The organism is Parvibaculum sp., from assembly GCF_045863935.1.
Lineage (GTDB): Bacteria > Pseudomonadota > Alphaproteobacteria > Parvibaculales > Parvibaculaceae > Parvibaculum.
Genome location: NZ_BTVP01000016.1, coordinates 17,811 through 39,830 on the forward strand (window position 1 = coordinate 17,811; position 22,020 = coordinate 39,830).

Consider the following 22,020-nt stretch of genomic DNA (forward strand, 5'->3'; position numbering starts at 1 on the left):
GGTCAGTAAATGAGTTCGTTGTCGGAGCTGTCGGAGGCGATCATGATCTCGCCCTTGTTGGCGAGGTCCTTGGCGATGTTGACCATCGTGGTCTGCGCCTCGTCGACGTCCTTCAGACGGACAGGGCCCATCATTTCCATGTCTTCGCGCAGTATCTTTGCGGCGCGTTCCGACATGTTCGCGAAGAAGAGGTCGCGCAGCGCGTCGGACGCACCCTTGAGGGCAACAGCAAGCTTGTTCTTGTCGACCGCGCGCAACAGCGTCTGTACGGAGCCGGGATCGAGACGTCCCAGGTCCTCGAAGGTGAACATGAGCGCCTTGATGCGGTCGGCGGATTCGCGCGAGCGTTCCTCCAGCGACGCGAGGAAGCGGCTTTCCGTCTGGCGATCGAAATTGTTGAAGATTTCAGCCATCAGCTCGTGGCTGTCGCGCCGATTTGTACGCGACAGGTTCGACATGAATTCCGAGCGGAGCGTCTGCTCGACCTTGTCGAGAATTTCCTTCTGCACGGACTCCATTCGCAGCATGCGCGTGACGACCTCAAGCGCGAAGTCTTCCGGCAGGCAGGCGAGGACCCGGGCGGCATGCTCGGGACGAATCTTCGTGAGCACCACGGCGACGGTTTGCGGATACTCGTTTTTCAGATAGCTCGCCAGTACGGCTTCGTTCACGTTGCCGAGCTTCTCCCACATGGTGCGGCCGGCGGGGCCGCGGATTTCGTCCATGACAGCGTTTACCCGGTCCTCGGGCAGGAAGCGCATGAGAAGACGTTCGGTCGACTCGTAGGAACCAACAAGGGCGCCGGTGCCAGAGACTTTGGAGGCGAACTCAACGAGAAGCTTTTCCACGGTGCCGGCCTGCACCGAGCCGAGAGAAGACATGATCTGCGACATCTCGCGGATTTCATCCTCGTCGAGCATCTCCCAGAGAGGTGCAGCGTCGTCCGCGCCGATCGCGAGCATGAAGATCGCTGCCTTCTGCGGGCCGGTGAGGGTCTTTTCGTCCTTGATTTTCGGTGCCGTCGCCAATTTTCAGATCCTCAAGCGGTTTCGTGCAGCCAGCTGCGCACAATCGAGATGGATTCGTCGGGATGGCTCGAGACGAGTTCGCCGATCTTCCGGACGGAAGACTGTTTCACCTTGCCGGCGACCTGGGCGATGTCGATCAGCATGTCGTCGTTCAACTGATCCGGTGCGGGCAGCGCGCCAGCGAGAGCATCTCCGCCGTCCGGGCCCATGAGTGCCGCATGGCCCTCGGTCATTCCGGCACTGGAAGTTCCAGGCAATGCCAGTCGCCCCGCACCGGCAAAGCCACCCGTTTTCGCGAGAAGAGGGCGCGCTACGAAGAAAATGGCAACGAGAGCGAGAACAGCGAGCACAGCGAGTTCGGCGAGGCGCATGATGTCTGCACGCGTGAACCCCATGAAGCCCGCGGCTTCGTCGGTAGCGGCAGTGCCTGCATCGAGTTCGGGCCGTGCCGCGAATTGCAGGTTCACAACTTCGACCTGGTCTCCACGAGCCTCGTCAAAACCCATTGCGGTTTTGATCAGCGCTTCGATCTTCTCGAGTTCCTGCTGGGCGCGCGGCGCATAGGTCACCGCGCCGTTCTCACCCTCGACATAGGAGCCGTCCACCAACACGGCGACGGAGAGGCGTTTCACGCGACCCGGTTCGAGAACTTCGGTCTTGGTCGTGCGCGAAATCTCGTAGTTTACCGTTTCTTCGGTCCGGTTCGCCGCCTGGCGAGCGCCTGACTCCGCCTCTGTTCCGCCGAGGTTGGCATTCGGCAGATTGTTGCCAACCGTCACGCCATCATTTGCGGCTCCATCAGCGCTGCTGGACGAGTCCTCGACGGACTGTGTCGAGCGAACGACCTGGCCGTTCGGATCGAACGTGTCCGAGGTCTGGGTGATTCTGTTGTAGTCCATCTGCGCCGTCACTTCGACGCGGGCCTTGTCGACACCGACGACGCGCTGGACGATGTTTTCGAGGTGTGTGCGAAGCCGCGCTTCGTAACCGGTGCGGCGTTCGTCGATGGAGCTTGCGAAGATCGCCTGATTGTCGTCGCCTGCACCGCTTGCGAGCAGCGTGCCGCGCTCATCGACGATGGAAACGCGGCCGGGTGCGAGGCCATCTACCGCGGACGCAACGAGGTACTGTATGGCCTTCACCTGCTGCGTCGAAAGGGTATCGCGGCTGACCTTGAGCACGATCGACGCCGTCGGTTCGCGGCGCTCGCGAGAGAAGAGCTCCCGCTCGGGAAGAACGAGGTGGACGCGCGCGCCCTTGATGCCGTCGATCGCGCGGATGGTGCGTGCGAGTTCACCCTCGAGGGCGCGGAGATGGTTGATGTTCTGTAGAAAGCTTGTCGTGCCCAGGGCGTCGGCGTTGTCGAAGATCTCGTAACCGACCGTTCCGCCCGCAGGAAGCCCCTTTTCGGCCAGCATCATGCGCAGGCGCAGCACGTCCGCCTGCGGCACGTAGATCATGCTGCCGTCGCCGCGCAGTTCGTACGGCACCTTTGCGGCGTCAAGTTGGGCGACCATTTTGGCGGCATCTTCGACGCCGACGTCGGAGAACAGGAGCGCCTTGGGTTCGGTCCCCAGCCGCAAACCGATGAAGGCAAAGAAAACCAGAAGGGCAACGGCGACCAGCCCGAGTGCCGCGAGGCGTACTACGCCCAGGGATCTGAGAAGATTCGAGAAGTTATTCACCAACCCACCTCTTGTGCCAGCGCGCAAGTCCTGGACCCTATTCTGGGTCCTGCTTCCGCGCGACATCAGGCAGTCGGCAAATCCTTTGCCCCTCTAACCTCGATTCCTGTTGCCCAATCGAGGCGCCCCGTGCCGCTGGGCAAAAATTACCGCGTACGGCCTAAACAGATGTTTAACGCAGGCGGCATTTTTTGCGGGGTGAGACGGCTGGTGGTAAAAAAGCAGTAAAAAATATGGCGCCGGCGGAGGGAGGATCCGCCGGCGCCCGGAAAGACAGCAAGGACGCAGATACTATTCTATCTTACTGCCTGTACTGCTGAACTCTGGTTGCCCGGAGCCCGGCCAGACCGTGACGTTCGATGGAGCGCTGCCAGCTCAGGAATTCCTCGACCGTCAGCGTGTAACGGCGGCAGGCATCGTCAAGGCTGATCAGGCCACCGCGAACGGCGGCCACGACTTCGGCCTTGCGACGTATGACCCATCGCTTCGTATCCGGCGGCGGAAGGTCAGCAACCGTGAGCGGACTCCCGTCGGGGCCGATCACGTAGTTGACCTTGGTGGTCTGGTGCTCACTCATCGAACTTTGGTCTCCGTGCTCTTCGCTTGTTTCAGAGCATAAGGACGCGGCTTTAAAAAACGGCTAAGCGCGAGGATAAAATTTGCCCGGATTCAAGGGGTTAGCTGTTCCATTGCGGGACGGATGAACCAAGTCAGGAGCCCGTTTCCGGCGTCTTAACCGAGACCACCTGCGAGTAGCGGATCTGGGCACCGTTCACAGTGAGGAGAGGATCGGTGGTACTGAGATCGATCGCCGTCACGATGCCGGTCGTCCGCGTGTCCACGGCGACGGGCTGGCCAGTGGAGCCGTTCGCCACGATTTTCAGGAAGTAGGTACCGTCGGGCACTTCATTGCCCTGGCCGTCCTTTCCGTCCCAGGCGAACTGGTGGTCACCCTTGGCTGCGTCCATCTTTTCCGTATAGACGGTGGCGCCGTCGGAATTGATGACCTGGAGCGTCGTGTCCGGAGCATCGTCCGCGACGGCAAAGCTCCATGTCGCTTCGCCATCAGCCAGCAATGCACCGGTACCCGACCCGGTGATCTCCTTGCCGAGCAGCGACACTGAGAGATTCGAGTTCTGGATCGAATAGGCAGTCAGCAGGGTCTCGAGGTTCCGGTTTGTCTGGATGGATTGTTCGACACCGGACATCTGCACGAGTTGCTGTGTGAACTGATCCGAACTCATCGGATTGGTTGGATCCTGATGCTGAAGCTGTGTTGTCAGAAGCTTCAGGAAAGTGTCGAAATTGCCAGCCAGAGCGGAGGACGCCGTGGAGGAATTATTGCCGTTGATGGCTGCCTGAACGGCGGCTGAGGCGGATGCAATATCCATGAGTTGGGCCTTTCTGCGTCAGATGCGGATATCGACGCCGCCATTCGTGGCGAGATTGATGTTGTAGATCGGCGCGAGCGGCATCTCGGCATCGGCCTCGCCGGAGGAGGTTGCGGATTTACCGCCGTCGGCGAAATCGCGCTCGCCGCCATTGTCGTTCTGGTCGCGAAGGCTGAAGTTCAGGCTGTCGTTGTCGGCCTGCAAGCCTGCATTGTTGAGTGCCTGCTGGAGGGCGCGTGCGTCGCGCTGCAGAAGGTCGAGTGTCTCGGGGCGGTCCACGGTCATATGCGCAACCACATGTCCGTCCTTGCGCACTTCCATGCGCACGTCGATGCGGCCCATCTCGGGCGGGTCCAGGCGGATGTCGAAACGGTTTGTCCCCTTCTGGAGATTGCGGGCCATCAGGAGCGCGATGGTGTTCGCGGGGAGTTGCGTAGGCTGCGACTGGCCTGGCAGCGTACCAATGCGGATGGTGGCGGCGTTGCCGCCGGCGTTTGCCGATTGCTGGACCGTGGAGATAGGCATGTCGCCGCTGCTGGCAGATGCGCCGGCGCTTGCGCTCGTCCCCTGCGCCATTTGAGCTGCGGGGGTAGCGGAATGAGCCGCCGGCTGTCCCGTTGTCGGCGACGCGGCTGCATTCGCCTGCGATGGGGCTTGCCGGTCACCCGACTTCCGTTCCGCAAGCTTCTCGGCCGCTTCCTGCCCGAGACCCTTTCCGGCCTTTTCCGGCTTTGTCTCAGCCGTTTCCGCATTGGCGGCAGCGAGCTGCTCCGCCGCGGTATCGTTGACGGATGAAGTCTGGGCGGCGTTCTGGGCGTGGGCCGCGACCGGTGACGCGGCACGATTTTGCGTCTTTCCGGTGTCTGTGGCGGATGGCGTTTCCTCGCCTGGTTGGGCCGTCGGGGCGGCCTGTCCCTCTGTGGCTTCCGTACCGGCGGGTGCCGCCGCCTGCTGCGAAGCGGCGTTGCCGGTTCCTTTGATCGCGACAGGCGCGGCCGGTGAAGTGCCCTTCTCCGGTGTCTTCGTCGGAGCCGTGTCCGTTGCCGGGACGGCGGCAGCGGTAGTCGCATCTGCGGCTTCGTCCCCGTCCGCCGTGTCTGCCCCATCTTCTGCCGGGACTTGCTCGCTTTCCTCGGCTTCGACGGTTTCCACGGCGGCGACCGCCGTATCTTCCTCTGTCGTTTCGACCGGGAGGAGGGCCTCCGTATCGGCGGCCGGTGCGGTCTCGATGGACGAGCTTTCTCTGGCGCCGACCTTCTTGCTCTCCCGGTCGCGGTCGTCGCGCGCCGCTTCGCGGGTCGAGGGTTCGTCCTTGCGTTCGGGCGTGGCGGTACGCTCACGCCGTTCGACCGGCCGATCGTCGCGGCGGCCGCTGCTCAGTTTGCTGTTTTCGGCCAGATGGCGCGCGAAGTCGTTTGCCGCGTCGACGGCGGGGTTCCGGACGGAGCCCGGCTGAATGACAAGCGACTCCGAAGAGGAGGCGCTGCGCTGCGTGGCCGACGAAGAGAATTCCATAAGGTCACCCGGTCGAAGAAAATGGCTCGAGCCTTTGGAAGCAAGCGCTGGGCCATGCGCCGCGCCGAGAAAAGATAAGTAATTTCAGAGGCTTGATCTTGACGGAGAGGCTGTGCCACTCGATATTCCGTGCCGGTTCGGCAGATTTTGCCGGGCAACCGGCGCCTTGGCCTGGTCCCTTGCCGCGAACGGCAAGGCCCATATGATGCGCAACATGGCGAAACCCTTCAGACGGAGTGCCGGGACGGTCCGGCCTTGCAACCATGCGTAATGCCTTCGACAACAGGACGGGCCTCAATAGCCTCGATCTTCCGGGCCGTCCGGAAGAGACGCGGGTCGTTGTCGCGATGTCGGGCGGCGTCGACAGCTCGGTCACGGCTGCGCTCCTCAAGGAGCAGGGCTACGACGTTGTCGGCATCACGATGCAGCTCTACGACCATGGGGTTGCCGTTCAGAAGAAGGGCGCCTGCTGTGCGGGGCAGGACATTCACGACGCGCGGCGCGTTGCGGAGCAGATCGGCATTCCGCACTACGTACTCGACTATGAGGATCGTTTTCGCCGGGCGGTAATGGATGATTTCGCTGACTCCTACGCAGCCGGTGAGACGCCCATCCCGTGTGTCCGATGCAATGAGCGTGTGAAGTTTCGCGATCTTCTCGAAACGGCGCGCGAACTTGGCGCAGCAGCGCTTGCGACGGGTCACTACATCGCCAGCCGGCAGGGGACCAATGGCCGCGAGATGCATCGCCCGCGCGATCTCGATCGCGACCAGAGCTATTTCCTGTTCACGACGACGCGTCAGCAACTCGATTTCCTCCGGTTTCCTCTCGGCGATCTGACCAAGCCGGAGGCGAGGGCGCTGGCAGCGCGGATGGGGCTCGGTGTTGCCGACAAGCCGGACAGCCAGGACATCTGCTTCGTACCGGGCGGGCGCTATACGACCATCGTTCAGAAGCTTCGTCCGGGGGCTGCCGAACCCGGTGATATCGTCCATCTCGACGGACGTGTGCTGGGCCGCCACGACGGCATCATCAATTTCACGATCGGTCAGCGCCGTGGGCTCGGTATCGGCGCGAGTGGGCCCGACAGTGAGCCTGTTTTCGTCGTGAAGCTCGATCCCGCGCGGCGGCAGGTCGTCGTCGGCCCCAGGGAAGCGCTTGAGACGCACCGGCTGACTCTGCGGGATATCAATTGGCTTGGAGACGTTCCCTTAAAGGAACTCCCGGAAGAAGGGCTCCCGGTTCTCGCCAAGGTGCGTTCGACGAGGCCGCCGGTCGCGGCGCGGCTCAAGCCTGCCCACGAAGGGGCGGAAATCGATCTCCTCCAGGGCGAGGACGGCGTTGCGCCGGGTCAGGCCTGCGTCTTTTATGAGGCGGGCTCAGGCGAGCGGGTGTTGGGTGGTGGCTGGATCGCCCGCGCCGAAAGCCGCTGGCAGTATGTGGATGCCGGGCTGGCCGGAAGGGCTGGGGCGGCCGAGTGAAACGCAATTTAGCCTCAATCGGGCTCGATATAATGTTGCCGTGTGAGGGCGCAGGCCGCACATTGGCTCGGTATAATTTGCGGGGTGAGCGGTTTTGAGCGGGATAGCCCGAATAGACGAACAGTCGGTCATCAAGGCTTATGCGCGCTGGGCTCCTGTTTATGACTTCTCCTTCGGCCCCATAGCCGATGCAGGGCGCAAGCGCGCCATCGAGATCATCAACAAGCGTCAGGGTTCGCTGCTTGAAGTGGGTGTGGGAACGGGCGTTGCGCTGCCGCGCTACGCGCCGCATCTCACTGTCACCGGCATCGATCTCTCACCGGACATGCTCCGTATCGCGCGCCAGCGTGTGCGGGAGCGGAAGCTGACCAACATCGCAGGTATTTTCGAAATGGATGCGTCGGAGCTCCGTTTCGAAGATGCCTCCTTCGACACCGTCGTCGCCATGTATGTGATGACCGTGGTGCCGGACCCGGTGAAGGTTCTCAACGAACTCGAGCGCGTTTGCGCGCCGGGCGGGGAAGTGCTCATCGTAAACCACTTCGCGCAGGATCACGGGCTGCGTGGATGGGTCGAAAGCTTCATGGCGCCCGCGGCCCGGGCGCTTGGCTGGCACCCCGATTTCCGGGTGGAGACCATTACCGACATCACGACGCTCGATCTCGTCGAGACGGTCAAGCTGAAGCCGTTTGGCCTCTTCACCATGCTGCGCTTCCGGAAAAGGGAGGAGACACCCGTCTCCGGTGTGCCCGAGGAGAGCGTTCCTGCGGCCTGAGGGGGCTGGATTTTCCCGGCATCGGGCTCGATCGCGACCTTCGGGCGATTCCTCCTATCCTCTTGCTTGACAGGCCTTTGCGACGGCCATTATATCCGGGGCTCTCGCGGGGCCCATGGCCCAGCCACCGCTCAATTCTGCGGTTTTCGGGGCGGAGTAGCTCAGTTGGTTAGAGCAGCGGAATCATAATCCGCGTGTCGGCGGTTCGAATCCGTCCTCCGCTACCATCCCCATCCCTTTTTGCATCCAGGCACGGTTCCTGCTCCACCCTCTGCAGAGCCCTCCGAAAGATGTTTCGCGAGGGGCGTTTCGCGTCAAAACGGATCAACTGGGGTGAATGATGGAACAAATCGGCACACATCTCGCGCGGCATCGTCTCGCGCTCACCAGCGCGGCTGCGGTTGCGGCCGCGGCGGTTCTCTACGCCTTTTTTGCTGCCACGCCAGCATATGCTTGCAATGACGGCGGCAACTACAATTTCAATGAGAACTGGAACTACAACAGCAACACCAACTACAATTCGAACACGAACACGAACTACAACTCGAACACGAATTACAATTCGAATTCGAGCAGTTCCACGTCGGTCACCATTCGAACTTCCGTTTCCAGCTAGAACGGGCAGGGCTCGGTGAAGGTCCGGAGCGTGCCATCCGACGGGTGGTGGAGCGTCAGGCTTTCGGCGTGCAGCTGAAGACGCTTGGCCGCGGCGAGGGCCGGTCCGGTCGCGTAGAAGCCATCTCCCAGAATTGGATGTCCGAGACTCAGCATGTGCACGCGAAGCTGGTGAGAGCGTCCCGTCAGCGGTGACAGCAGCAGCCGCGTTGCGTTTTCCTCGCGTGCAAGAACTTCCCATTCTGTTTGCGCCGGGCGTCCGTTCTCCAGATCGATCATCTGTTTCGGCCGGTTCGGCCAGTCGCAGGAGAGTGGCTGGTCGACGATGCCCCTGTCGTCCTTCATGCGACCCCATACGCGTGCGACATATCTCTTGCGTATCTTGCGCCGTTCGAACTGCAGGCCGAGGTGACGATGTGCCTTGGGGTTCATCGCCATTATCACGACGCCGGAGGTTTCCCGGTCCAGCCGGTGCACGATGCGTGCATTGGTGTACTCCGCCCTTGCCCGGCTTTCGAGACAATCTCCATGTTCGGCCGGTTTCCCTGCAACGCAGAGGAGGCCGTATTGCTTGGCGAGCACGAGAATGTCGTCATCCACATGCAGGATTGTGAGCCAGGGCGCGAGCGGCGGATCGTATTCGAAGCCGTTGGAGAGGGGGGTGTTCATGAAGCGCCACCTCAATAATGCGGCGGCGGCGGTTCGGCGGAGGAGGGGGCATCCGCACTCTGTTCGACCGTGTGCAGACGGCTCTCGAGCGCGGACAGCTTCCGCGCCAGCTCGTCGATCGTACGCCATTGCGTGGCGAAGCTTTCGTTCAGGTCCTCAAGGGCTCTGTCCTGGTGAGCAACACGGATTTCGAGTTCGTCGATCCGCTGCGCCAGCCTTTCCCGATCTGTCATGTCGTCAATCCAGCTGTTCCATATTTCCCGCGCTGCGGATCAAGCCGCGCTTCCCGGCGGTGGGCATTTTCTTGATCGCGTGTTCCGCCTTCAAGGCTTCGGACCTGCTGGCGAAACGGCGTGTAAAGACGATTCGTTCCGGCGGATAGCTTCTGGTGAAGCGTGCGCCCTTGCCGGATGCATGCGCCTTGTAGCGCGCTTCGAGGTCGAGGGTAATACCGGTATAGAGCCGTCCGCCCGCGCATTCGAGAATGTAAAGGTACCATTCGCGCGAGCTGGGCTCAGGCCCGTCACTTTCCGTCATTGGCCGATTTCCGCTTTCGGTCGGGGGCGTCAGGTCGTATTATGGCAAGATCAATGCTCTTGGGGAGGAGCGGAGGGAATGAACGACAATAGCAGCCTAAGGTACTTGGGCGAGGCCTATGACGGCGTGCGCTTCCATGTCGAGCCGCTCTGGGCGGCACTCGGCAGCGATACGGCCCTTCAGGCCTATATGCTCCTGGCCGCGGCCGGTTTTGCCATATATGGCCTCATGACCGTGTTCAGGGTGCTGCGAGGATTGGCGCTTGCAGCCATGGGTGCGGTGGTGCGTATCTGAACCTGCTTCTTCGCGACAAGACTACGCACAGGAGAGGAGCTTCCGGTGGGGCAGCCATGCCCACCGGTGCCGGATGTGCGATGCCGCAGTGACGGCACGGGGGGAAAAGTGGTAGAAGCCATCCCCTAGTTGGCCGATGGCAGTCAGATGAAGAAAAGACGGAGCGGCGCCCTTAGAGGTCTCGCACAGGTCGGCACTCGCAAGAAGCCGCACGGAAGCACTTTCGGTGATGTTCTGGAATCGCTGGGCGATCGCAGCTTCGGCTGGGGGCTGATGCTTGTCGGTTTCATGAACATGCTGCCGCTACCACCCGGCACGAACATGGTGCTCGGGCTGCCGATCCTCTTCATCGCGACGCAAATGGCCATCGGACGGAAAACGCTGTGGCTTCCCGGCTTCGTCACCAACCGGTTTATCGCGCGCGAAAGATGGCGGGCGGGCGCACTGAGCGCCCTGCCGATTGCGCGACCGCTGGCGCGGCTGACCAAGATTCGTTATCTGCGCGTCTTTCAGGGCAAGGCGGAACGCCCGCTGGGCGTCCTGCTCCTTGTTACGGGAGTGGTGCTATGCCTGCCGATCCCGTTGACCGGATGGCTTCCGGCGATCTCCTGCTTTGTCGTCGGGATTGGCCTTGTCGAACATGACGGGGCAATCGTTGGGCTCGGCATGGCGATCGCCATCGCCGCAATCTCGGTCGCCGTTGCAATGGCGTTCACGATCTATTTTGGCCTGGCCTACGCCGTGCACTGACGGCTAATTGCCGAGATCGTATTGTCCGCCGCGTTCGACGCCGCGCTTGTAGGCGGGCCGCTCGTGCATTTTGTCGAGATACCGACCGAGATTTTCGAAGCCTTTGAGAAGGCCAAGGGACCTGGCCGCTTCCAGCGGGAAGGTCAGTTGGATATCGGCACCGCTCAGTGTGTCGCCGACAAAAAAATCGCGCTGTCCCAACGCCTCGTTCATGTAACCGAAATGGTTCTGGACCTCGCTTTCAATACGCGGGTGCAACGGTTTGCCTGCCTCGCCAAGCCGCATCACGTAGAGCGACAGCATTACCGGCAACATCGCCGACCCTTCGGCGTAGTGCATCCAGTGGAGATAGGACACGAATTCCGGCGACTCCTCGTCGGGCATCATCCGGTCGCGCCCATACTTCCGGACCAGGTACTCGACAATCGCGCCGGATTCGGCAACCGTCCGGTTGTCATCCGTTATGACGGGCGATTTTCCAAGCGGATGAACTTGCTTCAAGCTTTCGGGGGCAAGGTTCGACGTCGTATCGCGTTGATAAGAAACGATCTCATAGTCGAGGCCGAGTTCTTCCAGCAGCCAGAGAATGCGCTGCGAACGGGAATTGTTCAGGTGGTGGACGGTGATCATGAAGGTGTTGTCTCCTGGCGGGCACGCAATGCGTGAACGCTGAACAACTTCCTCTCGTCTGTCCAGACCTCAATAGGGTCGAAGCCTGCTTCCCGGGCAAGCTCGTGGAAGCCGTCCAGCCGGTATTTGTGCGAGCTTTCCGTGTGTATCGTTTCGCCTTCGCGGAACCGGAAGCGGCGAGTACCGACAGCCACCTCCTGATCGCGAAGGCTCACGAGGTGCATTTCGATCCGCTCAAGTTCTGCGTTCCAGCGCGCCTCATGCCGGAAGTGGGACAGATCGAAGCTGCCCGCCAGTTCACGGTTGATGCGTCTGAGAAGGTTGAGATTGAAAGCCGCCGTGACGCCGGCCTTGTCGTCATACGCAGCCAGCAATACATCGAGGTCCTTCACCAGATCGACGCCGACAACCATAACCGCGCCGTCCCCCAGCAGATTCCTCGCAGCCGACAGAAAGCCGACGGCTTCCGCGCGGGTGAAATTGCCGATGGTCGATCCGGGGAAAAAGCCCGCCGTGGTCCGATAGCGGGCGCCTGCGAGTTCCGGCAGCGCGAAAGGTTCTGTGTAGTCGGCGCATACCGGGGCAATGCTCAGATCGGGGAAACTCCTCGCAAGGTCTGCGTTCGCCGCGACGAGGTGATCCCGGGAAATGTCGACGGGAAGGTACGCAGCGGGCCGGTCCAGCGCGGTCAGGAGCAGACGTATCTTCGTGCCCGCTCCCGATCCGAACTCGACAAGCCGTACTTCCGGCCCGAGGCTCGCGGCGATGTCGCCCGCGTGCCGCTGCAGGATATGGAGCTCCGTCCGCGTCGGATAATACTCGGGCAGATCGCATATCCGGTCGAAGATCTCCGAGCCGCGCCTGTCGTAGAGGAACTTGCAAGGCAGGGTCTTTTGCGATTGCGAAAGGCCCTGGATCACCTCCAGCCGGAACTCCTCGAGCGAAGGCTCCAGATCCTGAAGTTCCTCCAGGCGACTCTCTCTGCTCTTGCTCATATGTCCTCCGCTAGCCGGAAACCGCTGAACTGCCATCTGGCCGCGGGTCCGAAGAAATTTCTGTATGTCAGCCGTTCATGTCCTGGCGGTGTCGCGCAGGAGCGCCCCCTGAGCACCATCTGGTTCACCATGAACTTGCCGTTGTATTCACCGACTGCGCCTTTCGCCGCGCGAAAGCCCGGGTAGGGCAAGTAGCCACTTCCCGTCCATTCCCAGACGTCTTGTGAGAAACCTGGCTCCAGATGCCGCGGGTGAGGATTGAGCGCTGGTGTGTGGCCATTGCCGCCGGCGTGTGCGCGTGCCGAGACCTCCCATTCCGCCTCGCTCGGCAGGCGTTTTCCGGCCCAGGCTGCATAGGCTGCCGCTTCGTAAAAGCTCACATGCGCGACGGGTTCGTCTTCGCGCACAGGGCGGCGGCCATGAAGCGTGTAGGTCATCCAGACGGCACCGTCGCGCTGCCAGTAGCCGGGCGCTTCCCAGCCGTTTCGCCGTACTGCGTCCCAGCCGTCGGAGAGCCAGAAATCCGGGCGCCCGTAGCCGCCGTCCGCGATGAAGTCGAGATACTCGCCTATGCTGACCGGCCTGTTTGCGATCTTCGCATCATGCAGAAAGACGCTGTGCTCCGGCCCTTCGTTGTCGAAGGAGAATCCCTCACCCGAATGACCGATGCTGTAGAGACCGGCTGAAATCTCCAGCCATCTAAGCTTCGGCGCGGAGTCGTTGGCGGCAGGATTCTGCTCGGGCAGGCAATAGGCTGGCCAGGTCGGATTCAGCGAAAGGGCGTGCTTGATGTCGGTCAGCAGCAGTTCCTGATGCTGTTGCTCGTGATTGAGCCCCAACTCTATGAGGGGCAGCGCGTCGGCCGGGCACTCATCGATGAAGCGCGACATCGCTTCGTCAACATGGGCGCGGTAGTCGGCAATCTCGGCAACGCTTGGCCGGGTGATCATCCCGCGCTGAGGACGGGGATGCCGCGCGCCGACGGCTTCGTAATAGGAGTTGAAGAGGTAATTGTAGGCCTTGTTGAAGACGACATAGCCCGGCGCGTGCGGCTGCAGCAGGAAGGTCTCGAAGAACCAGCTTGTGTGAGCGCGATGCCATTTGGTGGGGCTGGCATCCGGCATCGACTGAACGGTCTGATCCTCCGCGCTGAGCGGCGCGGCCAGCGTCTCGGTCGCGCTGCGGACGTGTAGAAAGCGCTTCTTCAGTCCGGCACGGTTCTCACTCCATTCGCGAGAAGGTCGATCTTTGGGTGTGATGCCGCTCTCGCGAGGGAGGGTTTCCGGCATGGATGGCCTCTCGATGTTTTTCTGCGTCGCGATTCAAACGCATGCAAACATGTGGGGTTTCACGCTTCAACCTTACAGGCCGATTTCGCGGCAGAAATGAACGCTACTGCCAGTTTTCGGCACATGCAGAAACGAAAATGGCCGGGCTTGAAGGCCCGGCCATTCGAATTTCCGAATAAAACGAGTGGGTTATTCGGCGACCAGGTTCGCAGCCGAGGTCTTTCCCTTTTCGGTCACAAGTTCGTAGCTGATCTTCTGACCCTCGTTGAGCGTGCTCATGCCCGCGCGTTCAACCGCGCTGATGTGCACGAACACGTCACGTCCACCGTCCGACGGCTGAATAAAGCCGTAACCCTTTTGCGTGTTGAACCACTTCACGACGCCTGTAGCCATTTCTAAGTCTCCTGTCGCACTTGCATGCGAGATTGACCGCGCGCCAGTCGCGCGGCGTTGCACAACCTGGTTTTGGAGTCTTGAAAGGCCCTGAGGGCAACGCAGCCAAGGCAGGCCAAAATATAGATTGCCGACTCAGACAACACGATGGGTCTGCGCAAGTCAATTGATTTCACGGGGTATTTGGCCGGCGGCCGCCCCATTGTGTGGTTCAATTGCGCCGCTGCAGCTTGTCGTGGACGGCGTCGAGAGCGCGGTCGATCGCATCCTTGGCGCTGGCCGTCACACCGCCGCGCTCATACTGACGCTTCACGAGTTCTTCCAGACGGGCGATCATGGAATCGATGCTCTCGCCCTCCTGCTTGACGGCGAAACCGGGCGCGGGAATACGGTCTGCATCTCCGTATTTGTTGAGCCAATCCTCGAGACGGCGCGCGGTGTGCAGCACCTCGTAGAACTGACGCCCTGTTTCTCCGTCCTTGTTGAAGAGGGAGAGGGCAGCAGCACCGAGCGAGACGGGGCTCAGCAGGATGTCCTTCAACCCGTCGAGCACAAGTTTCGACTGGAAGACGGCGACGTCGCGAAGCAGTATCCAGCGCGTCACTGCCGGACTGTCGTCGAGGACAGGACTGTCTGAAAACCTTTCGTGGCGGGCTGTCATGGCCGCGTCCTGCCCACGCTGCGTTTTACTTTTCGATGTTCTTGCGGACGAAGGTCACGGCGTAGAAGAGTTCGCCGTCGAACAGATCTTTCGGCGCACCCATTCCCTCGATCATCTGGAACTTGCGCTGGACGATCTGTCCCTCCATCCGGTAGCCCTTTTCACTCATGTTCCGGCGATGAAACTCCATCGCGGCGGGGGTGAAATCCCGGGCGAGAACGGTGATGCGTTCGGGCAGTTCGGTAGTGGTCTCGTCGGCCATCGTCACTCTATGCTCGTTATTCGATGAGGGGGGCCGGCTTGCCGGCGGTTGCTGGCAGTATGGGGCGGGCGCGGGACCTTGTCGATAGGGTCCGGCCCGTGCTTCAGAGCAGAGGCGATGCAGGCCCGGTAAAGGTGCCCGCAAAGAGCAGCACGCCGAAGAGGAGGATGATCGCGCCGCCGCCGGCCATCAGGATGGGCTCGATACGTGCTGCCCATGGACTGTCCGTTCGCCGGGCTATCGCAAGCGCCGCATTTTTGGAAAAAACGGTCAGGACAGCCAGCACCGATACAGTGATGGCGGTGCCGAGCGACATGATGAGCGCCGACGCCGCGCCGATCAGGAAGGCGCCCTGCGTCACTGTGAAGAGAAGCACGAGGACGGCGCCGCTGCAGGGCCGGAGCCCTACGGAAAGGATCATGGCGGCCATTTCCCTGAAGCCCTTTGCCTTCTTCAACTCGGCTGGCGTGGGCATATGAGCATGGTCATGATTGTGGTCATGCTCATGGCTGTGCGGATGTCCATGTTCATGCCCCCCGCGTACGGCGCGCCAGATGAGCCATGCACCGAGGCAGGCGATCAGGACGAAGCTGGCGCGCTCGATGTAGGGAACAGCGCCCGCTGTCGTGCGATGCGTCAGACCAAGGATCAACGAAAGCACGCCGACAGCTGTTATGGCGGTAATGGCCTGGGCCAGCGCCGAAAGAAAGGCAACCAGAATGCCGCGGCGGACTTCTCTTTCATCGGCGAGAATATAGGAGGCGACTACGACCTTCCCATGGCCCGGTCCGGCGGCGTGGAAAATGCCGTAGAGGAAGGAGAGCGAGGCAAGCGTCCAGGCTGCTGCTACCGACCCTTGCAGGTTTACGGCGCGCAGGGCGCCCGCCATCGACCGGTAGTAGTCCTGCTGCATCGCCATGATGTAGCGCGTGATGCCCGAAAACACGCCGGGCGCTTCCGCGGGGGAGGTTCCGCCAGGCATCGGAAGGGCATTCTGCGCCCACGCAACGGAGCCGAAGACACAAATCGTCAACGTCAACAGAAACGCTGCGTAAGCTCTCCGCTTCATGGTTTTCCCGTCACGATTTTTCCGGTCCGCAGCTGAGCGTGGCCGTCGAAGCGAAGTTGGCGCCGAGCTGGCTGTCAGGGTTGGTGAAGGCGCTTTCGGGGAGCGAAGTCCAGACCTGCTCGACTTCAGGCACCGCGATTGCGACCGAACAGCCTTGATGTTGTCCACCCACCAGCGAAACGGGATCGTCGGATACATAGTCGATGGTGATGTAGTAGCTCGGGTCGAAGATCCGTACGTTGACGGGGGCGCCGGCCGGTGCCGCCTGCGGCACCTTGAGGGGCAGGGTGAAGGTGAGCGAAAGGCGTCCCGCCTCCTCATCCCACGTGGAGAGGCCGTCAAGCGCCTCGCCGGTTTCGACGGGCGTGCTTCCTGTCTTCACTTCCGCAAAATAGTTCCATTCCGCTAGATTCTTGAGGTTCTCTTCCGCCAGCGCGGCCAGATATTTTTCATCGTAGGTGCCGTTCGTCTTCGGCGCACCATCGACTGCGTAGGCAGAGTAGAACTCGTCGAATATCCAGGTGATACGAAGCGCGTCGAGCCGCCCTTCATCGTCGAAACGAAACGCCGTCTTCATATCGATAAAGACATGCGGATGCGCCATCGAGGGCTGAGCGGACAAGGCAACGACGCCTATCACCGCAACAGAGACCAGAAACTGCTTCCACCAACTCTGCATCGCGCTTCCCGAAATGACGCCCATGTGGGGACTGGCCGGAGCAAAAAACCCCGGCCACTCCAGAATCAATAACCTTCCAGCGCTGCGTACCGTTCGCGGTGGAAATTGGCGTCACCGAAACTCACGGCAGCGACGCGGGCACGTTTCATGTAGAGGCCGACATCGAACTGGTCGGTCATGCCCATGCCGCCATGCATCTGCAAACCCTCATTCGTCATCAGCGTCGCAATTTCGGAGAGGCGCGCCTTGGCGATGCTCGCGATCTGCGGGACGTCGTTGCGCCGCTCCTCGACGGCAGACAAGGCGTCGAGTACCACCGAGCGGCAGAGTTCGATTTCCGCGAAGAGCGCCGCCATGCGGTGCTGCAATGCCTGGAACGAGCCGATCACCTTGCCGAACTGCTTGCGCTCCTTGAGATAGGCGAGGGTGGTGTCGAAAGTCTGCTGGACGATGCCGAGCATTTCGGCCGAAAGACCGATGCGCGCGATATCGAGTACCTGCTCCAGGACATCGTTGCCGCCGTCGACCGAGCCGAGAACGGCTGAGCTTGGCACGGCGACATTCCTGAATTCGACGTTGGCTGCGTTGCGGCTGTCCACCATCAGGGTGCGCGTGACCTTCACGCCTTCCGATTTCGGATCGACGAGAAAGAGCGTGATGCCCGAGCGGTCGGTTTCTTCGCCTGCCGTTCGTGCGACGACGATGAGCTGGTCAGCGACATGTCCGTCGAGGACGAATGTCTTCGAGCCCGTGATGCGGTAGGAGTTGCCGTCCGCCACTGCCTTCGTCGCGATGCGTGCCGGATTGTGGTGCGCTCCCTCCTCGATCGCGAGCGCCATTATCCGGTCACCGGCCGCAATCGCCGAGAGAATGTCCTGGCGTTGCGTGGCATTGCCCGCAAGCTGCACCGCCGAGCCGCAGAGAAGCACCGTCGAGACGAGCGGGCTTGCTGCCAGCGTCCGCCCAGCTTGTTCGAGAACGAGACCGAGGCCGACCGGGCCGAAATCCGTACCGCCGTATTTTTCGGAAATCATGATCCCGGCAAAGCCGAGATCTGCCATCTCCTTCCAGGCTTCCCGATCGAAGCCCGCTGCATCCTTTGTGTCGCGCAATTTGCGCAGATTGGCGATAGGCAGGCGCTCCTGAAAAAATTGCGTTGCCGTGTCGCGGAGAAGCTGCTGCTCCTCGGTAAGTACAAGTGCCATTTCGTCCCGGGATTCTGGTTGTTTCAATATGTGGCTGCCCTGCGCCTTGTCTTGCGTAGGGCCTGTTTCAATCTGTGCGGGTCAGTCGGGCAGGCCGAGGACGCGTTTCGAGACGACGTTGAGCTGAACCTCGCTCGTGCCGCCTTCGATCGAATTGCCCTTGGAACGCAACCAGGAACGGGTGACGTTGATCTCGCCGTCGTCGAAGCCATCGCCCTCCCATCCGAGCGCCTTGGTACCCATCAGTTCGAGAAGAAGTTCGTAGCGGCGCTTGTTCAGCTCCGTACCGTAATATTTGAAGATGGAGCTTGCCGCGCCGGGGCCCTGACCGGCTTTTGCTTCCTCGGCCGAGCGCTGCATGGTCAGCGCGAAAGCCTTGCTGTCCATCTTCTGGCGTGTGATGTGGTCGCGGAGCGAAGGGCTGGCGATCCTGCCGTCGACTTCCCCAAAATAATCCTTAGCCACCTGCTCGAGACTTCCGATGCCGCCGCCTGCGCCGACGCCGCCCAGGCCCATTCCCGAGATCATCTCGCGCTCGTGTTGCAGCAGGCGCTTTGCGATGGTCCAGCCCTTGTTGAGTTCGCCGACAAGATTTTTCTTCGGCACCTTCACATCGGTGAAGAAGGTTTCGCAGAAGGGCGAGGCACCTGAAATCATCGTGATGGGCCGCGCCTCGACGCCGGGCGACATCATGTCGAAGAGCAGGAAGCTTATGCCGTCATGCTTCGTCGTCGGGTCGGTACGCACGAGGCAGAATATCCAGTCGGCCTTGTCGGCATAAGACGTCCAGATTTTCTGGCCGTTGACGAGATAATGGTCGCCCTTGTCTTCGCATTTCGTCTGAAGACCGGCGAGGTCGGACCCTGCGCCCGGCTCGGAATAGCCCTGGCACCAGCGGATTTCGCCGCGGACGATCTTCGGCAGGTGCTCCTTCTTCTGTTCCTCGTTGGCGAATTCAAGAAGCGCCGGTCCGAGCATCCAGAGGCCGAAGCTGGAAAGCGGAGGCCGCGCCTTGATGCGTCGCAGTTCTTGCTGGAGGACGAGGTTCTCGTCCCTGGTCAGGCCGCCGCCGCCATATTCCTTCGGCCAGGTGGGCGCGGTCCAGCCGCGCTCCGCCATGCGGTCGAGCCAGAGCTTTGCGTCCGGGTTGGCAAACTTGGCGTTCCGTCCGCCCCAGACCGTCTCTTCCTCCGGCATCGGCGTGCGCATGGAAGGAGGACAATTCTCCTCAAGCCATGCCTTGGTTTCCTGACGGAATTTGTCGAGCGCTTCCATCCGTTTTCTCTTTTGTTCAATGGGTTTCGTTGCCTGACAGAATATCAGCAGCCCCCGCTGTGGCAACCGGCATCGGAATCCGCCAGGGCGAAAGGAAAGGGCCGGTCGTGAAAGACCGGCCCTTCGTCGTCCCGGAGCGGGAAATGGAAATCAGGCGTCGCCGAGCGCCTGCTTCGCAAACTCGGTCACGCCCTTGTAGTCGGCTTTGCCGTTCGGTGCGCGGAAGGGGACGGTGCCGACGACAATGCGCTTCGGCGTCTTGTAGCCGGCAAGCTTGTCGCGGACATGGGCGCGCAGCGCTTCCTCGTCGAAGCTCGCCCCGTTGCTGAGCTTTACGACGCCGGTGACGGCCTGCCCCCACTTCTCGTCGGGAAGGCCGATGACGAGCGCGTCCTCGATGGCGGGATGCGTCTTCAGCACTTCCTCGACTTCTTCAGGGTAGACCTTCTCGCCTGCCGTATTGATGCAGACCGATCCACGGCCGAGCAGCGTCAGCGTGCCGTCCGGCTCGACAAGACACCAGTCGCCGGGGATCGAGTAGCGTTCGCCCCGCACGGTCTTGAAGGTCTTGGCACTCTTTTCGGGATCCTTGTAGTAGCCAACCGGGATTGGCGCGCCGAGAGCGATGAAGCCCGGCTTGCCGGAGCCCGGCACAACGGGCTCGTCGTATTCGTCGAAGACCTTGCAGCGTTCGCCGATCTGGAATTTGGCCGTGGCGATCTCGCCGTCCTTCGTCATCAACGAAGAGCCGAGACCGACCGCTTCCGAGGCGCCGAAACTGTCGGTCATGATGGCATTCGGCATGTACTGCAGAAGGCCGCGCTTCACTTCCGTGGACCACATGACGCCCGACGAGATGATCGTCACGATGGAGGAAAGGTCGTATTTGCCCGGCGCCTCTTCCAGCGCACGCAGCAAGGGTTTTGCGAAGGCGTCGCCCACGATGGCGACCTGCTGCACCTTGTTGCGGTCGACGGCGGTCCAGAGTTCATGCGGATCGAGCGACACACTGTCGAGCGTCACCACGCAGCCGCCCGAAAGCATGTTGCCGTTCGCGGTGAGGAGACCGGTGCCGTGCATCAGCGGGCAGGCCGGGATCATGGGGCCGGCGGGGCCGGCTTCCTTGATCGAGGCAATGAGCGCGTCGAGCGTTTCGGGAACGGGGCCGAGGCGGCGCAGTGCCGAGAGCTGCACCTCGCGCAGGTCGTTATGCGTCCACATCACGCCTTTGGGCATCCCCGTCGTGCCGCCCGTATAGATGAAGAGCATGTCGTCGGGCGAACGCTTGATGTCGAGCATTTCGCCGCTGCCGGAAGTGGCGAGGTCTTCATAGCGTTCGGCGAAAGAAGCGATGTCGCCGCCATCGTTTACTTCGACGAAGGTCTGCACCTTCGAGAGACGCGGCCGGATTTCATCGATCGTTTCGCGGAACTCGCTGCCATAGACGACGGTTTGCGCATCCGAATTGTCGAAGATGTAGAAGACCTCATCCGGCTTGTAGCGATAATTGACGTTCACATGCGTCAGCCGCGCCTTGTAGCAGGCGGCCAGCAGCTCGGTATATTCCGGCCGGTTGCGCATGTAGAAGGCGACCTTGTCGCCGGGCTTCGCACCGCGTTCGATCAGCGCGCGGGCGAGATTGTTCGACCGTTTCGTCGTCTCGCCCCAGGTGAGGCGGCGCTCGCCATGCACGAGCGCGGGTGCGTCCTGCGGCAGGATGGGCGAGATCGCGTCGAGGATATCCCCGAAATTCCAAGGCATTGGTGTCCTCCCAGAAACCGGTTTTGCTTGGCCCCAGCGGGGCCCATTCTTTTGCCGCACAATATACAGCGAATTGCGGAGCGGTCATCCGCATCCCGCCGGACCCAAGCCGACGCTACGTTCCATCAGCAAGGAAGGGCGGGGGCGTCGCCCATGCTCGCGACGAGGCAGCGGAAGGCCGTGCCGCCGGGGGCGTCCGATTTCAACAATCTTTCCAGTGTCCGATGGAAGCGGCCATCGACGCGAACGGCGGTGTTCGGGTTCATGCGGCCATTGTAGGGGCGGCCGGAAATGTGGGTGATCGCATTCACCTCCGTCGAATTGACGGCGATCAGGTAGTCGATGCCGTCTTCCCTCAGGATAAGGGGGCCGCCGGACCAGCCCGGCATCATGTCGCAATCGTGGTTGAAGACGCGACGGTCGAAGCGGTTGAGGTCGGAGTTCACCTTCGCGACGGGACCGCAGCGCTCGGAAACCTGCAGCGGGCCGCGCTCGCCATTGTGGCCGGCGAGCAGGAAATGCGCGTGGCGGACGCGTTTCATCTCCGCCTGTCTTTCATTGAGCACGCGGGGCCGGAGCCGGGAGAGGCTTTCCGGCAGCCGCCGGTCGAGTACGGCGACGGCCCAGTCGTTGTGCCAGTTGCCTTCAGGCGAGAGCGTGCCCGTCTCCAGATAGACGATGCGGGCGGCGAGGGCGGGATCGGTGCCAGGCCGGAACTCGCAGGCGCTGAGCCGCTGTCCGTTGGAGCCGATAAAGGCATGGGCGACGGTGGCGATGACGTCCGCGCGGGAGGAGGGGCCCTCCAGAGTGACGAGGGCGGCGGTCGGACGCCGCGTGGTGCCCTCGCAGACAATGGTGCCGACGCCGGAAAGCCCGTCTTCGGGGGCGATGTCGCGCCGGTCGTCGCGGCCGAAAATGTTGGCATTTGAAGGGGTTGGCACACAGGAGAGGCCCGCTAGCAGGAGCGCTCCCGCCGCCAGCGCCCGGCAGCCCATCGTGCGGCCTCGCCTGTGCATGCAGGTCACCCCGGAAGCAAGTTCACCGACCGGGCGCAGAATAGC

Annotated in this window: 25 protein-coding genes and 1 tRNA gene; 6 read left to right on the forward strand and 20 right to left on the reverse strand. The window is 61.8% G+C overall.

The genetic code is table 11. The features are described from left to right. Positions 1 to 2: 2 nt before the first annotated feature. The 5 genes from fliG to ACKUUH_RS08530 form a co-directional block, all read right to left on the reverse strand. Positions 3 to 1,028, reverse strand: a complete 1,026-nt coding sequence (fliG, locus tag ACKUUH_RS08510) for a flagellar motor switch protein FliG (RefSeq protein ID WP_407949465.1) — start codon at positions 1,026 to 1,028, stop codon at positions 3 to 5. Positions 1,029 to 1,039: 11 nt separating this feature from the next. After that, positions 1,040 to 2,713: a flagellar basal-body MS-ring/collar protein FliF gene (gene fliF / locus ACKUUH_RS08515; RefSeq protein ID WP_407949466.1), complete on the reverse strand. Its 1,674-nt coding sequence runs from the start codon at positions 2,711 to 2,713 to the stop codon at positions 1,040 to 1,042. 301 nt (positions 2,714 to 3,014) lie between these two features. Beyond that, positions 3,015 to 3,290 (reverse strand): DUF1153 domain-containing protein, encoded by a 276-nt coding sequence (locus tag ACKUUH_RS08520; RefSeq protein ID WP_293215719.1) that lies wholly within the window; start codon positions 3,288 to 3,290, stop codon positions 3,015 to 3,017. A 133-nt stretch (positions 3,291 to 3,423) separates the two neighbouring features. Then, positions 3,424 to 4,104: a flagellar hook assembly protein FlgD gene (locus ACKUUH_RS08525; protein ID WP_407949467.1), complete on the reverse strand. Its 681-nt coding sequence runs from the start codon at positions 4,102 to 4,104 to the stop codon at positions 3,424 to 3,426. An 18-nt stretch (positions 4,105 to 4,122) separates the two neighbouring features. Next, entirely contained in the window at positions 4,123 to 5,619 is a 1,497-nt protein-coding gene (locus ACKUUH_RS08530; RefSeq protein WP_407949468.1) for a flagellar hook-length control protein FliK, read from the reverse strand. A 263-nt stretch (positions 5,620 to 5,882) separates the two neighbouring features. On the opposite strand from ACKUUH_RS08530, the gene mnmA reads away from it, so the two are divergent. The 4 genes from mnmA (at position 5,883) to ACKUUH_RS08550 (ending at position 8,491) form a co-directional block, all read left to right on the forward strand. After that, complete coding sequence (mnmA, locus tag ACKUUH_RS08535) at positions 5,883 to 7,100, forward strand: tRNA 2-thiouridine(34) synthase MnmA (RefSeq protein ID WP_407949469.1); 1,218 nt, start codon at positions 5,883 to 5,885, stop codon at positions 7,098 to 7,100. A gap of 94 nt (positions 7,101 to 7,194) precedes the next feature. Further along, complete coding sequence (locus tag ACKUUH_RS08540; RefSeq protein WP_407949470.1) at positions 7,195 to 7,875, forward strand: class I SAM-dependent methyltransferase; 681 nt, start codon at positions 7,195 to 7,197, stop codon at positions 7,873 to 7,875. Between the two features lie 150 nt (positions 7,876 to 8,025). After that, a tRNA-Met gene (locus tag ACKUUH_RS08545) sits at positions 8,026 to 8,102 on the forward strand. A gap of 110 nt (positions 8,103 to 8,212) precedes the next feature. After that, positions 8,213 to 8,491 carry a hypothetical protein gene (locus tag ACKUUH_RS08550; protein ID WP_407949471.1) on the forward strand — a complete coding sequence of 93 codons (279 nt, stop codon included), beginning with the start codon at positions 8,213 to 8,215 and terminating at the stop codon, positions 8,489 to 8,491. Here ACKUUH_RS08550 and ACKUUH_RS08555 read toward each other — a convergent pair. Genes ACKUUH_RS08555 through ACKUUH_RS08565 form a run of 3 tightly spaced genes read right to left on the reverse strand, consistent with a single transcriptional unit; the run spans position 8,488 to position 9,696 of the window. Continuing rightward, entirely contained in the window at positions 8,488 to 9,159 is a 672-nt protein-coding gene (locus tag ACKUUH_RS08555) for a pseudouridine synthase (RefSeq protein WP_407949472.1), read from the reverse strand. The two genes, ACKUUH_RS08550 and ACKUUH_RS08555, sit on opposite strands and share 4 nt — an antisense overlap. A gap of 11 nt (positions 9,160 to 9,170) precedes the next feature. After that, positions 9,171 to 9,392: a SlyX family protein gene (locus ACKUUH_RS08560; protein WP_407949473.1), complete on the reverse strand. Its 222-nt coding sequence runs from the start codon at positions 9,390 to 9,392 to the stop codon at positions 9,171 to 9,173. Positions 9,393 to 9,396: 4 nt separating this feature from the next. Further along, positions 9,397 to 9,696, reverse strand: a complete 300-nt coding sequence (locus ACKUUH_RS08565; protein ID WP_407949474.1) for a GIY-YIG nuclease family protein — start codon at positions 9,694 to 9,696, stop codon at positions 9,397 to 9,399. Between the two features lie 78 nt (positions 9,697 to 9,774). Between ACKUUH_RS08565 and ACKUUH_RS08570 the strand changes: the two genes are divergently transcribed. Beyond that, positions 9,775 to 9,990 (forward strand): hypothetical protein, encoded by a 216-nt coding sequence (locus ACKUUH_RS08570; RefSeq protein WP_407949475.1) that lies wholly within the window; start codon positions 9,775 to 9,777, stop codon positions 9,988 to 9,990. Positions 9,991 to 10,137: 147 nt separating this feature from the next. Next, positions 10,138 to 10,740 (forward strand): exopolysaccharide biosynthesis protein, encoded by a 603-nt coding sequence (locus tag ACKUUH_RS08575; protein WP_407949476.1) that lies wholly within the window; start codon positions 10,138 to 10,140, stop codon positions 10,738 to 10,740. 3 nt (positions 10,741 to 10,743) lie between these two features. Here ACKUUH_RS08575 and ACKUUH_RS08580 read toward each other — a convergent pair whose 3' ends face one another. The 12 genes from ACKUUH_RS08580 to ACKUUH_RS08635 form a co-directional block, all read right to left on the reverse strand. Further along, a complete protein-coding gene (locus ACKUUH_RS08580) occupies positions 10,744 to 11,370 on the reverse strand; it encodes a glutathione S-transferase family protein (protein WP_407949477.1) in 627 nt (208 codons plus the stop codon). Then, on the reverse strand, positions 11,367 to 12,365 hold the full coding sequence (gene egtD / locus ACKUUH_RS08585; RefSeq protein WP_407949478.1) for an L-histidine N(alpha)-methyltransferase: 999 nt from the start codon (positions 12,363 to 12,365) through the stop codon (positions 11,367 to 11,369). The genes ACKUUH_RS08580 and egtD overlap by 4 nt, the downstream gene beginning before the upstream one ends. Then, entirely contained in the window at positions 12,362 to 13,654 is a 1,293-nt protein-coding gene (gene egtB, locus ACKUUH_RS08590; protein WP_407949479.1) for an ergothioneine biosynthesis protein EgtB, read from the reverse strand. The genes egtD and egtB overlap by 4 nt, the downstream gene beginning before the upstream one ends. A 189-nt stretch (positions 13,655 to 13,843) precedes the next feature. After that, a complete protein-coding gene (locus ACKUUH_RS08595) occupies positions 13,844 to 14,047 on the reverse strand; it encodes a cold-shock protein (RefSeq protein WP_322311741.1) in 204 nt (67 codons plus the stop codon). Between the two features lie 211 nt (positions 14,048 to 14,258). Continuing rightward, on the reverse strand, positions 14,259 to 14,708 hold the full coding sequence (locus tag ACKUUH_RS08600) for a hypothetical protein (RefSeq protein WP_407949480.1): 450 nt from the start codon (positions 14,706 to 14,708) through the stop codon (positions 14,259 to 14,261). Between the two features lie 25 nt (positions 14,709 to 14,733). Beyond that, positions 14,734 to 14,970, reverse strand: a complete 237-nt coding sequence (locus ACKUUH_RS08605) for an AMP nucleosidase (RefSeq protein ID WP_407949535.1) — start codon at positions 14,968 to 14,970, stop codon at positions 14,734 to 14,736. Between the two features lie 103 nt (positions 14,971 to 15,073). Then, positions 15,074 to 15,952: a nickel/cobalt transporter gene (locus ACKUUH_RS08610; RefSeq protein WP_407949481.1), complete on the reverse strand. Its 879-nt coding sequence runs from the start codon at positions 15,950 to 15,952 to the stop codon at positions 15,074 to 15,076. 97 nt (positions 15,953 to 16,049) lie between these two features. Continuing rightward, positions 16,050 to 16,718 carry a DUF1007 family protein gene (locus tag ACKUUH_RS08615; RefSeq protein WP_407949482.1) on the reverse strand — a complete coding sequence of 223 codons (669 nt, stop codon included), beginning with the start codon at positions 16,716 to 16,718 and terminating at the stop codon, positions 16,050 to 16,052. 65 nt (positions 16,719 to 16,783) lie between these two features. Next, positions 16,784 to 17,923 carry an acyl-CoA dehydrogenase family protein gene (locus ACKUUH_RS08620; protein WP_407949483.1) on the reverse strand — a complete coding sequence of 380 codons (1,140 nt, stop codon included), beginning with the start codon at positions 17,921 to 17,923 and terminating at the stop codon, positions 16,784 to 16,786. Positions 17,924 to 18,004: 81 nt separating this feature from the next. Beyond that, complete coding sequence (locus ACKUUH_RS08625; protein WP_407949484.1) at positions 18,005 to 19,198, reverse strand: acyl-CoA dehydrogenase family protein; 1,194 nt, start codon at positions 19,196 to 19,198, stop codon at positions 18,005 to 18,007. A gap of 150 nt (positions 19,199 to 19,348) precedes the next feature. Further along, entirely contained in the window at positions 19,349 to 20,959 is a 1,611-nt protein-coding gene (locus tag ACKUUH_RS08630; RefSeq protein ID WP_407949486.1) for an acyl-CoA synthetase, read from the reverse strand. A gap of 125 nt (positions 20,960 to 21,084) precedes the next feature. Next, positions 21,085 to 21,975, reverse strand: a complete 891-nt coding sequence (locus ACKUUH_RS08635; RefSeq protein WP_407949487.1) for a trypsin-like serine peptidase — start codon at positions 21,973 to 21,975, stop codon at positions 21,085 to 21,087. Between the last annotated feature and the right edge of the window lie 45 nt (positions 21,976 to 22,020).